This is a genomic window from Micromonospora aridisoli (assembly GCF_056150025.1).
Genome location: NZ_JAXCFK010000182.1, coordinates 1 through 517 on the forward strand (window position 1 = coordinate 1; position 517 = coordinate 517).

General features: G+C 53.0%; 1 protein-coding gene. It reads right to left on the reverse strand.

Features of this window, described 5'->3' with window-relative positions:
• Positions 1-498 (reverse strand): family 4 glycosyl hydrolase (locus SM447_RS30000; protein WP_474576226.1); only part of this gene is annotated, 498 nt, incomplete at its 3' end.
• Between the last annotated feature and the right edge of the window lie 19 nt (positions 499-517).

Genomic DNA, 517 nt, shown 5'->3' on the forward strand with positions numbered 1-517 from the left:
GTCACAAATGTTGAGCACTTTGGCGTCAGGGCGTAAGCGACGGATCCCTTCGGCCACGATGGCGGCCGGGTTCGAGTAGTTGATTATCCAGGCATCATTCGCGTACTGTTCGACGAAATCAATCAGCTGAATCATCGGTTCAATCGTACGAAGGCCGTAGGCGAGTCCACCGGGACCACACGTCTCTTGCCCGACGACTTGGTGACGGAGCGGGATTTTTTCATCGTGTTCGCGCATCTTGTATTTTCCGACGCGCATTTGGGCGAACACATAGTCGGCCGCAGTGAATGCTTCGGCAGGGTCGGTCGTCACGGTCAGTTTGACGTCGTTCGTATGCTGGCGGATGACGTACTCGACGACTTTAGAGACGGCGAGTTGACGCTCGGCATCAAGATCATACAGACGGATCTCTTTCAGCGGGAACTCTTCTAGACGAACCATCAAACTTTTCACGATCCCTGGTGTATAGGTACTACCGCCACCGACGATTGTTAAAATGAAAGGTGCTTGTTTACTC